6 protein-coding genes are annotated in these 11,865 nt (G+C 41.6%); 3 read left to right on the forward strand and 3 right to left on the reverse strand.

Annotated features, from left to right (window positions below; all coding sequences use genetic code 11):
- Positions 1-18 precede the first annotated feature (18 nt).
- Positions 19-723, reverse strand: a complete 705-nt coding sequence (locus ACNOGP_RS04895; RefSeq protein WP_007762377.1) for a succinate dehydrogenase/fumarate reductase cytochrome b subunit — start codon at positions 721-723, stop codon at positions 19-21.
- Between the two features lie 120 nt (positions 724-843).
- Complete coding sequence (locus ACNOGP_RS04900) at positions 844-1,716, reverse strand: helix-turn-helix domain-containing protein (protein ID WP_195532108.1); 873 nt, start codon at positions 1,714-1,716, stop codon at positions 844-846.
- Positions 1,717-1,881: 165 nt separating this feature from the next.
- On the opposite strand from ACNOGP_RS04900, the gene ACNOGP_RS04905 reads away from it, so the two are divergent.
- Positions 1,882-2,847, forward strand: a complete 966-nt coding sequence (locus ACNOGP_RS04905) for a glycosyl hydrolase family 18 protein (protein WP_418214222.1) — start codon at positions 1,882-1,884, stop codon at positions 2,845-2,847.
- Between the two features lie 83 nt (positions 2,848-2,930).
- Here ACNOGP_RS04905 and ACNOGP_RS04910 read toward each other — a convergent pair whose 3' ends face one another.
- Positions 2,931-7,052, reverse strand: a complete 4,122-nt coding sequence (locus ACNOGP_RS04910; RefSeq protein WP_418214223.1) for a hybrid sensor histidine kinase/response regulator transcription factor — start codon at positions 7,050-7,052, stop codon at positions 2,931-2,933.
- 217 nt (positions 7,053-7,269) lie between these two features.
- Between ACNOGP_RS04910 and ACNOGP_RS04915 the strand changes: the two genes are divergently transcribed.
- Both ACNOGP_RS04915 and ACNOGP_RS04920 read left to right on the forward strand, forming a co-directional pair.
- On the forward strand, positions 7,270-8,802 hold the full coding sequence (locus ACNOGP_RS04915) for a hypothetical protein (RefSeq protein ID WP_418214224.1): 1,533 nt from the start codon (positions 7,270-7,272) through the stop codon (positions 8,800-8,802).
- 13 nt (positions 8,803-8,815) lie between these two features.
- Positions 8,816-11,851, forward strand: a complete 3,036-nt coding sequence (locus ACNOGP_RS04920; protein WP_143867685.1) for a SusC/RagA family TonB-linked outer membrane protein — start codon at positions 8,816-8,818, stop codon at positions 11,849-11,851.
- Positions 11,852-11,865: the final 14 nt, after the last annotated feature.

Here is an 11,865-nt window from a genome sequence, read left to right on the forward strand (position 1 = left end):
TCATTTACTATTTACTATTTAGCAAGCACCGTTGCAAATCAGTGTTTTCACAAAGAATACTACGACTACCAGTGCGAAACCGAGTACTACAATCGTAGAGTAGATGTTAGAAATGCATTTCCAACGATTGATCCATACTTTGTTGTTCCATCCCAGTGATTGCATTGAACTCCAGAAACCGTGAGTCAGGTGGAACCACAGAGCAAACAGCCAAACAAGGTAAAGAACCACATAAGTCGGGCAAGAGAATGTCTGCTGGATGTGATAAGCACCGTTAGCGGCGTAAGCCAGCGTCAGGGTGTCAGCGTGCATACCCATGTTGTGCATCAGTTCCGGCAACTGCATTTTTGCCCAGAAGTTGAAGAGGTGTAAGCCAAGACCTACAATTACGATAATACCTAACACCAACATGTTTTGAGAAGCCCACTCTACGGTTTTAGGCTTGTCGGTCACTGCATAGCGTTCGCTACCACGCGCTTTGCGGTTCTGCATGGTCAGCCAGAATGCATAGATGATGTGAATGATGAACAGAGCAGCCAATCCTGCGGTAGCCACTAACGCATACCAGTTTGCTCCCAGGAATTCACAAATCATGTTGTAACCATCAGCCGAGATGATCGCAACCAAGTTCATCGCCATGTGAAATGTTAGAAACAGGACAAGGGCGATACCGGTAACGCTCATCACCACTTTCCTTCCTACAGATGAATTACTTAACCACATAAATGATTGAATTTAAATTATTTAATTGTTAGAACTAAAATTTCGACGTTTTACACCTCTTACGGACTGCAAAAATAGGGGAAATAGATTGATTGAGCAAGGAATTAAAGAAATAATTCTTTAATCGCTAATCTTTCCGATTTTTTCACCGTTGGCTGCTTTCTTGCGTAAGGCGCGTGGAGTGTCACCAAAAGAGTCTTTGCAGAAGTGCGCAAAGTGGGACAGAGAGTCGAATCCGTATCGGTTACATATCTCTGTGATTCGCATATTAGTGTGTTGGAGGTCATCCAGAATGCCTTCCCGTTTTTTCTCCAGTATCCATTCGTATACGGGGATTCCGTACATATTTTTGAAGAGTCGGCGGAAGGTCGTGGTTGTGTAACCTCCCAGATGTGCAAATTCTTCCACACTTTTCACCTTGCTGTAATTTTGTATCACGAAGTATTGGAAGCTCTCCGTATAAGTACTGATCGGGTAGAAGAAAGTCTTTAATTGAGGTAGCGGATAGAAATTGGTAATCAGGAATACCAATTCCTTACATTTCAGTTCGATATATTTGCTGCAGGGAGATTCTTCATTGAGGAAGTCGGGCATACTGCTGATAAGGGAATGAATTCTTTCGCTCATCACCAGAGGGGTGTAGGTCAAGGGTGCTTCCGCTTGATCTTTTATTTCATTGTAACGGTCTTCGCAGAGTAGAGGGAGTTCGTTGAACCAGAATATGATGTATTCAACGTCCGTAAGAGCCAGTATTTCTATTTTTGACCCGATGGCTTGTAGGATAAACTGCTTTTCATGTAAGGTATTTCCCGGGTACTCTTCACTATTGATAAGTAATTCGCCTTTAAGCATGAAAAGCATACAATTTTGCGTACACTTATCCTTAGGAATGTGTTCTCCTTTGGGTAAGTTCTTATATACAAGAGTGTTTTCTGTAGCTCTGGGACACCCTGTACAATTCTTATATTGTATACAAAATGAATCTTCTGGCATCAGTCTTATTCGTGAATTATTATCATCAGGGAACAAAGATAGGATTTTTTGTGTAAACTTGTGCTCTTTCTGTTGATTATTGGAAGTTATATAGTAATTTTTGAACATCATTTTATGCTGAGAGTGCATACTTTTGTGGTTGAAACTCATAAAATATTAATCGTTATGCTAATACCTAGAAAGATTATCTTTTCTCTGTTTCTGTTGGTCGGTGTATGTCTTTATGCACAACAGAAATCTTTTGTAAGTTCTTATGTGCGTGGAAATTTCTACAACCGGGGACGTGTCGCTACTGAAAGTCTGCGGGCAAGCGACGACCTTATTCTATTAAATGTCCATCCCAATAAGGACGGATCGCTCTCTTTTGAGAACCCTCGTGCATTTCAAGGTAAAGGAGTCACTACTTGGGAGGGATTGATAAAATCCATTCGTGCTGAGGTGAAAGGGACGAAGGCGAAAGTACGGATTGGAGCTTCCAGTGGTCAGTGGAAGGCGATGGTGGCTGATGAAACCGCCCGTACGGCATTTGCAAAAAATATAAAGAAAGTGCTCCGACAAAATAAGCTTGATGGCATTGACCTGGACTTTGAATGGGCGGAGAATGCGAAAGAATATGAGGATTACAGTTTGGCTATTCTCAAGATGAGGGAAGTGCTGGGCGATAAATACATTCTCAGCGTATCTTTGCATCCGGTTTCTTACAAGATAAGTAAGGAGGCGATTGCTGCCGTTGATTTTATTTCACTTCAATGTTATGGTCCTTCACCGGTTCGTTTTCCGGTAGAGAAATATTGTTCGGATATACAGATGGTATTGAAATATGGTATTCCGAAAGAGAAGCTGGTGGCAGGAGTTCCCTTTTATGGAGTGACAAAGGATAACTCGAAAAAGACTGAAGCTTATTTTAGTTTTGTGCAGAATGGGCTGATTACGAGTCCGGCAGAGAATAAAGTAAATTATAAAGGAGAAGTGTATGTGTTCGACGGGCAAGATAATATCCGTGTCAAGACACGTTATGCGAAAGAGCAGGGCCTGAAAGGAATGATGAGTTGGGATTTGGCTACAGATTTGCCGTTGGATAACAGCCAGTCATTGCTTAAAGCTATGATTGAAGAATTGAATAAAGAGTAGAGTCGTAGACTGTAATTGTCATTTAAACGCAGATTCTCGTAGATTTGATTATCCGTTCTTTGCGAGAATCTGCATTTAGTTTTTTATATCTGCTTTATCTGTTTCAGATAATCTGAGGGTGAGACACCAAATTCTTCTTTGAAGCATTGGCGAAAATAGCCTGTACTGTTCATTCCTACTTTATAGGCAATTTCAGATATATTAAACTTCCCTTCGAGCAACAGCCGTTCCGCATTCTGCATTTTCACCTTCCGGATGTATTCGTTGGTTGAAAGTCCGGTAAGTGCTTTCATTTTCCGGTAAAGAGTGGAACCGCTCATACACATCTTGTCGGAAAGATAAGTGATGTCAATCTTCTCTGAAGAGAGGTTTTCTTCGATTAAAAGAGTTATTTTCTCAATAAACTCATTATCCAGCTTGCTTAGAGCCTCGGCTATTATGATACGTTTCTCGTTCAAATCCGTCTGATTGCCCGGAACAGGCTGTGCTTGGAATTGGGTAATCAGTTTCTTTCTCGATTCGAGTAGATTATTGATTCGGCTGCGCAAAAGAGAAGCGCTGAACGGTTTTGTCAGGTAAGAGTCGGCGCCTACTTCATAACCTTCTTCTTTGTCCTGTAGCGAATCTTTGGCTGTCAGCAGAATAATAGGAATATGGCTGGTACGTACATCCTCCTTTAACTGCCGGCATAGGGTAATACCATCCATTACAGGCATCATAATATCGCTGACAATGATATCCGGGATGTGGCTGAGCGCCTGTTGCTTTCCTTCTTCTCCATTATCGGCTGTGATTACCTCAAAAGAATCGGAGAAGGATTCGGCAATGTATTTCTGTATTTCTTCATTATCTTCTACAATCAGCAAGATCGGTTTGCCATTGTCTACTGTAGGTTCTGAAGTGTTTTCGGAGGTCGTTGCTTGAGCAGTATCCTCTTTTGCCGCAGGTTCGGTAGAGTCGGCGTGCAAGGCGTTGGGATAGATATTATCCGTCAAGAGGCTGATGTAGAAAGTGCTGCCTTCGTTTTGCACACTTTCTGCACGGATTTCTCCTTCATGCAGTTCTACGAGATTCTTTACCAGAGCCAGACCGATACCGGTTCCCGATGCCTGATGTTTGCCGCTTTCCTGATAGTAACGGTCGAAAATATGTGGCAGCGCTTCAGTGGAAATTCCGTATCCCGTATCGCTTACTTTAATTTCCGTATGTGCCACCTCATTGCGCACGGTCTGATACAGGCTTAGGGTAATACATCCTTGTTCCGTATATTTGATGGCATTGGAAATCAGATTGTCCAATACGATAGTGACGATTTCCTTGTCAAAGAAAAGAAGCATTTCTTCTTTTTCTATCTGAATTCGGAAATCAATCTTTGTCTTTTGATTCAGTTCTTTGTATTTGAGACCTATTTCATGGATCAAAGGGGCGATGTTGCCTTTGCAGACACACAGCCTTTTGTTTTGTGTCTCTGTCTTTCTGAACTCCAATATCTGATTGATGAGGTTGAGCAGGCGTAATGCACTTTGGTGGATGACCGACAATTTCTGAGCTTGTTTTACCGGGAGTGAGGTATCCTTTTGCATATCCTCCAGCGGACCGAGAATCAAGGTTAGCGGTGTACGCAGTTCGTGTGTGATGTTGGTATAGAAACGCAGGCGTTCCTGATTTAATTCCTGTTCTTGTTCGTGGTTCTTCTTTTCCAATGTGTAAAGGCTTTCCAAATCCAGCTTTTTCTTATATGCGTGAAGGATTAGATATACAATGCCGGCAGATATCAAGACATAGATAAGCTTTGCCCACCAGGTGAGCCAGAGGGGCGGGTTAATCCGGATAGTCAGGGAGGTGGCTTCTTCCGGCCATTCCTGGTTGTGAATGCGCGCTTTGATAAGAAACTCATATTTTCCGGGGGGAATGTTCCGGAATGTCACGCTATTGTTCTCATTGACCGTGTACCACGAATTCTCGAGTCCTTTCAGCATATACACATATTCCACTTGATTGACCAGAGAGTAGTTTTGTACGTTGAATGTCAGCCCGAAGCTGTTTTGTGCATGGGTCAGTTCAACCTGTTCTCCTTTGGATACATTGATGAACAGGTCATTATTTTCGGGATTGCTCAACCGTCCCAGTACTTTCATTTCAGTGATGATAGCCGACGGATTGGCTTGGTCGTTCATGGTGATATCCGGATCGAAACAACATACTCCGTTGATTGAACCGAAATAAATCAGTCCATTCTTGTTTTGCGTTACGCAGCCGCTTGAGAAACTGCCTGCCGGGACATCGTCCGAATGACCGTAATTGTAGAAGCAGTTTTTATCCGTGACGTAGCAACTGATTCCTTTATTATTACTGAACCAGATATTACCTTTCTTATCTTCCATTATGGCACAAATATTGGTATTGAGTAAGCCATCTTTCCGTTGGTAAGTTTTATAGGTCAGTGCGTCGGTTGACGGGAAGCATACCAGTCCTTCTCCTGTCCCCACCCACATTCTTTTCAGTCTGTCTTGTATGATCTGGTTGATGGTGTTGGAGCAGAAACCTTCCCTTTGTACGAAGGTTTGAATCAATTGCAGGTCCGGACTGTATACTCCAAGTCCGTCTCCGAAAGTACCGATCCAGAACCGGCCTTTCTCATCCTGTGCGATGGCACGTACAAAGTTACTGTGCAATTCGCTGTTTCCTGTATGATAATGCCGGATGATTTCCATGTTCAGAGGATTCAGTACGATGATTCCTCCACTGTATCCTACCCAGATATTATGTCGGGAGTCTTCGTAGATTGTACGGACATCTTGATTGGATTGTCCCATCAGAGAGATGGAACGGAAAGTTCTGTTGCGGCTGTCATAGTAACTGATTCCTCCTTGGAAAGAACCGAACCATAAGTTGCCTTTCGAGTCTTGCAGGGAAGTGAGTATAAAATTTGAAGGAATTTCTCCGGTTTCTTTTTTATAGATAGCGGTGCGCTTGTCCCCTTCAAATACATTGATTCCTCCTCCGTCCGTACCGATCCACACCCGTCCTTGTCTGTCTGTGCAAAGACTGCTTGCCACTTTGTTGTTCAGGCTGTTCTCATTGCCGGGAATGGGAGAGTAGCTCAATGTTGTGAATAAAGGAGGGGTACTGCTGATGAAATTGATTCCTCCTCCCCACGTCCCTATCCAAATATTGTCAAAAGAATCTTGGAATATGCATCGGGCACTTGCATTGGAAAGACTTCGGTTATCATCTCCTTCTTGTATATATTCGAGGGAGATCTGGTCCGGTGAAAGAAACATACTTTGTTTTAGATCCAGTATGGTAATGCCATTCAGCTCGGAGGCTATCCATAGTTTGCTGTCATTTAGTTGTTTGATGGCGAGTATGCGGTTACATAAGGCTTCGTGCTTGTCGTTTTTGTTATTCTTGAAGGTGATAAAGTTGCTATCGGCAGTGTTGAAGAGAGCCAGTCCTTTGTCTGTTCCCAGCCAGATATTCCCGTTTGTGTCTTTGGTGAGACATCGTACATCATTTCCGGGCAGGCTCATCGGATTATCCGGCTCGTGTCGGAAGTTTTTCACACTTTTGTCTTTCAGCGAGAGAATGCTGAAACCACCGCTAACATGGCCGATATATAAATTCCCGTCTCCTCCGTCCAATACGGTCCATGTTTGTTCATCGGACAATCCGGGAATCGTGTTTTTATTGTAATGGGTAAATTGTCCGCTGTTGATGTCGAGATATTCTATACCTCTATAATAGGTACTGATCCACAGACCGTCTGCACTTTGGGTAGAAGGGGTGATATCCGTTACATCATTGGTAATCAGACTATGCGGATCCTCCGGATTGTGCAGATAGGGGATGAATTCCTGTTTGTCATAGTTATAGGCATTTAATCCGTCACGCTGGGTAGCTATCCATATCACAGGACGTTTAGTGTCGGCATACACCCGGTTAAGCTCATTGCCGGTGATTCCCTGACTGTTTTGTGACGGGTCATTTTTATAATAGGTGATGAAACGGGTTCCATCGAACTTGTTAAGCCCTTCTTCCGTAGCAAACCATAGAAAACCTTGTTTATCTTGTGTAATGCTGACTACATAATTATTAGACAGTCCTTGTTCGATTCCCAACCGCTTTACGGAATAAGTTTGTGCTGCCGACTGGAAGATAGACAGCAAGGACAAGATTAAAATGGAAGCAATGTGTTTTTTCATAACTCGTGCCTATTCGTTTCATTTACAGGTTCAAAAATAGAAATAAATATTTTATTTAGAGTATGTAAATCGTGCATTGCATGATTTATGTAGCTTCTCTGCATGATTTTTATCGGTTGTATGTATCTTATTCACTTATATTTGCATTGTGAAAGCAGATGATTGGTTCTGTCTTTCACGATAAACCGATAAGTTTTAATCATTAAATACTATTATTATGAGAGCAAAATTCTTGCATGGTGCAGCGTTATGGACTTTTCTTTTTGCTGCAACGTTGACTACCGGGTGTAGTGACGATAATGACTACAAAGATGTAGACGGGCAGAAGCCAGTTGTAGAGTTGATTGCCGATCATATCCATGTTGATCCGGGCAGTGAGTTAACGTTGACTGCTACCATTACTGATGCAGATGGTATTCGTTCTATCAGATTACAAAATGCTGAACTTTATTTAGATAAAACTATTGATTTACTTAGCATTTATGGTGAACCATTATATTCTTATGAATTAGAATATGCTATTACTCTTTCTGAAAAATTGCCGAGAATGGCTGATTATCCGATTATAGTTACTATTACAGACGTAGGAGGGCGTTCAGTTGAACATACCATTATGGTTTCAACGGATAATGATTCGGAAAAACCGACAATCAAATTTGCTGCAGAGGGTGAGTTCACAACTTTGACAGCGGAGGATGGAACCGTTCCGTTCCACTTTATAGTAGAGGATGAACAGGCCTTAGATTATGTAGAAGTAAGTATTCCGTCCTTGGAGTTGGTTGAGAAAGTAGATGCGGAGGGAAAAACTAAATTTGATGGTGTGGTGAGACTTCCAATTGCGCAATCGGGAACTTATGATGTAAAACTAAAGGTCGTTGATAAATTTGCTAATGAAGAAACTACTACTACATCTTATACAGTCAAAGTGGTGGCGGAAATGCCGGATTTTCAGAAAATGTATCTTAGTGATGTTGAGGATGCCAGCCAGTTGACTTCTGATGTGTTTGGTGTTCCGATGAGAATTGAACGTACGGGAGCATATACTTATAAGGCGAATTATTATTCGCAGAAAGCAGGGACGGAGATTTATTTTATTCCTCAAAAGGCAGATATTTATCCGATTTGCTTTGGTAGAGACCCCAATAATCTTAATAAATTAATCTCTGATCCGAGTATTGCTGAACCGATAGTCCTTGAACAGGCTAATGTATATTATGAAATAACTTTCAATATATCAGATAACTCATATTCAATGAGTACTTATTCGATTGAACAGGCGATTGATCCTGCGCCGCATGAATTTGGCTCAATTTCTTTAGATACGTGGAATAATGGTGGTTCATGGCTCCAAGAGTTTTATTTTGGTTATATGACAGATGCTCCTAAGAATATCCAGAGATTTGAGCAAGATAACATTAATCCTCATTTATTTTATCTTAAATCATTGTCACTTAAGGCAAATACGCAGATGAATTTTATAATTCATAATTGGCACCATGATAACTGGTGGGATTATTGTGCATGGTATGTTGATAAATCGGAAGGAGCAGATGCCGTTTATGACCCTGAAGTTTTCGGATATTTTAGTGATGAAAAGGCGGTACATATAAATCCGGCTTGGCAAGGGACTATGTTGACCAGACAAAATAAAGACTGGGCAAAGCCAACGGTAAAGATAGCCGGAGATTATAAACTTATATTTGACGCTCATCTCGGAAGGGTTAAGTTGATTCCTGTTGATAACAAGTAACATTAAATTTAATATGAAAAAGCAGATATTATTATTGTGTCTCGCATTAATAAGCTTATGTGGCTATGCGCAGAACATTACTGTAAAAGGCGTTGTGACTTCGGCTGCGGATAAAGAGCCGATGATCGGTTTGACAGCCTTGATAAAGGGTACGACAAACGGTACCGTGACCGATTTGGACGGTAACTATACATTGAATAATGTGCCTAAGGACGCAATTGTGGTTTTCTCCATGATTGGATATAAAACACAGGAAATTAAAGTGAACGGACGTACTACAATTAATGTAGTGATGCAAGATGATACGCAAGCATTGGATGAAGTTGTAGTCATCGGTTATGGTGCAGTGAAGAAGGGCGATTTAACCAGCTCCATTGCAGCTATCAAAGGTGACGAACTAAAAACGTTGAGTTCCGGTAATGCAATGAACTCTTTACAGGGGAAAATCAATGGCGTACAAATATCAAGTGCAGGTGGTCCCGGTACAGTTCCCCGCGTCATCATTCGCGGTGTGTCTACAGTCAATGGATCCAATCCGTTGTATGTAGTTGATGGAATGCCGGTAGGAGATAATATAAACTTCCTTGATCAGAATGATATTGAATCGATGCAGGTTTTGAAGGATGCTTCTGCTTCTGCTATTTATGGTACCCGTGGTTCGAATGGTGTTGTTTTGATTACCACCAAGAAAGGAACAAAGGGGGCAACCAAATTCACTTTCACAGCTTCAGCAGGTTTTCAAACATTAGAGAAACCTGATATGGCAAAAGCTTCCGAGTATGAATATGTATTGAAGTCAAGATACATTAATGATGGTAATGTGCCTATGTATGTGGGGTATAATGGCATTACTGATGCTGAAGGAACCGATTGGTGGGATGAGACGATGAGGAAAACGGCATTGATTCACAATTATAATTTAAGTTTCTCCGGTGGAACGGATAAACTTCTTTATTCGGCAAGTATTGGTTATTTCGGACAGGATTCTCAATATAAAATAGGAAATTGGCAAAAGTTTACAGCTCGTTTTAGTATGGAATATACTTTTAACAATATTGTAAAGGCCGGCATTGATTTTACTCCCAAGTATGAAAACTGGAAAGACACTCCCGACTTGATAGGATCTATCATGGCTATGGACCCTACTACTCCGGTGATGCGCCCGGAAAGTGAATGGACGGATAATGAATATGATAATTATTCCCGTTCTCATAACAGCCAAGTCTGGAATCCGGTAGCTAATATGGCACGTATGGCGAAGAATACGGATGAATATGGCTTGTTGGCTACTCCGTTTATCAATATAGAACCGATTAAAGGGTTGATCTTTCGTTCACAATTGGGATTGAATGCTCGTTTCCGTTTATATGATGAATTTACTCCGACATTTGATATTGATAATTTGGAGCGTGCGGAAACCAGCGTGGCAAAAAGGGAAATGAAGAATTGGATAGACTGGAACTGGACAAATACGTTGACATGGATAAAGTCGTTCAATCAGAAACATAATCTGAATATAATGGCAGGTTATACTATGGAGCGTTTCCAACACTATTGGCTGACAGGCTCACGTGACGGAATTCCTACGAATCACGAACTTCTGCAATATGTCAGTGCAGGTACAAAGAATCAGCAGGCTTCCGGAACTAATTCCTACTCTTCATTGATTTCTTATCTGGGACGTGTGATGTACAATTACAATGATCGTTATTACCTTACAGCCTCTGTACGTGTGGATGGCTCTTCTAAATTCGTAAAAGGGAATAAGTATGCAACTTTCCCGGCTGTATCCGGAGCGTGGCGTGTTACTGGTGAAGAGTTTATGAAAGACCAGCATATTTTTGACAATCTGAAAATCCGTGCTGGTTGGGGACGGGTAGGTAATCAGTCTATTGATGATTCGGCTTATGCTTCTACAGTCGGTACAACTGATTATGTGTTTGGTCAGGAAGGTAATCGCGAGATAGGTACAAGTGTAACTGCTATCGGAAATACGAAAGTACAATGGGAAACAGTAGAAGACTTCGGAATCGGAGTGGATATGGGCTTTCTGAATAATCGCTTGACGGTAACGGCAGACTGGTTTCAAAAGAAGTCACATGATATGTTGATGAAGCGTGATAACCTGTTGATATTGGGTTATCCGATGTGGAACGGCCAGATGTGGGAGAATATTGGCAGTATGAAAGCTACCGGTTGGGAATTGTCTATCGGTTGGGAAGACCGTCAAGGAGATTTTACTTATGGTGTCGGTTTGAATTTATCTTCTGTAAAGAACAAGGCCGAAAAACTGATGGGACAACCTCTTTATACGGGTGGATTTAATGGTGATTATATTATTCGTAACGAAGAAGGCGGAGAAATCAGCCGCTTCTATGGATATGTTGTAGATGGGATCTTTCAGAATCAGACGGAGGTCAATGCGCATACCGATGAACATGGAAAAATAATTCAGCCTAATGCCGTACCGGGTGATTTCCGTTTCAGGGATCTTAACCATGACGGTGAGCTGGATGATAAAGATAAAACTTATATTGGTTCTGCTTTCCCTGATCTGATGGTAGGTCTGAATGCTCATCTTTCTTACAAGAACATTGATTTCCTGGCTAATTTTTATGGTACTTTTGGAAATGATGTATTCAACACTACGTTGGGACGTTATTCCGGTGCCGGAGGAGAGAATGTATATGCGGGAACTTATAATAAAGTTTGGCACGGAGAGGGAACGAGTAATTTCTTACCTCGTTTGTCTGTGAATGATTCGAATATGAACTACAAGCGTCCGTCTAGTTTCTTTGTTGAAGATGGTTCTTATATGCGTTGTAAACTTTTGCAGATAGGCTACACCCTGCCCAAGAATTGGACGAAGGGATTCAGCTTGAGGCTATCATTCTCCGCACAGAATCCGTTTACAATTACAAAATACTCCGGTATGGATCCAGAAACCGCCTCATTAGGAACGAAAGGTAATGTGACGGAATCCGGTATCGACTGGGCAGGCTATCCGAATCCTCGTACATATCTGTTCGGACTGAATCTAAATTTCTAATTTAATATATAAAC

The organism is Bacteroides difficilis (assembly GCF_048319815.1).
In the GTDB taxonomy this organism is placed as follows: Bacteria; Bacteroidota; Bacteroidia; order Bacteroidales; family Bacteroidaceae; genus Bacteroides; species Bacteroides zhangwenhongii.

What these genes read in the sequence shown, in the direction of transcription:
- ACNOGP_RS04895 (WP_007762377.1), bottom strand. Translation starts at nt 723, where the DNA reads ATGTGGTTAAGTAATTCATCTGTAGGAAGGAAAGTGGTGATGAGCGTT.
- ACNOGP_RS04900 (WP_195532108.1), bottom strand. Translation starts at nt 1,716, where the DNA reads ATGCCAGAAGATTCATTTTGTATACAATATAAGAATTGTACAGGGTGT.
- ACNOGP_RS04915 (WP_418214224.1), top strand. Translation starts at nt 7,270, where the DNA reads ATGAGAGCAAAATTCTTGCATGGTGCAGCGTTATGGACTTTTCTTTTT.
- ACNOGP_RS04910 (WP_418214223.1), bottom strand. Translation starts at nt 7,052, where the DNA reads ATGAAAAAACACATTGCTTCCATTTTAATCTTGTCCTTGCTGTCTATC.
- ACNOGP_RS04920 (WP_143867685.1), top strand. Translation starts at nt 8,816, where the DNA reads ATGAAAAAGCAGATATTATTATTGTGTCTCGCATTAATAAGCTTATGT.
- ACNOGP_RS04905 (WP_418214222.1), top strand. Translation starts at nt 1,882, where the DNA reads ATGCTAATACCTAGAAAGATTATCTTTTCTCTGTTTCTGTTGGTCGGT.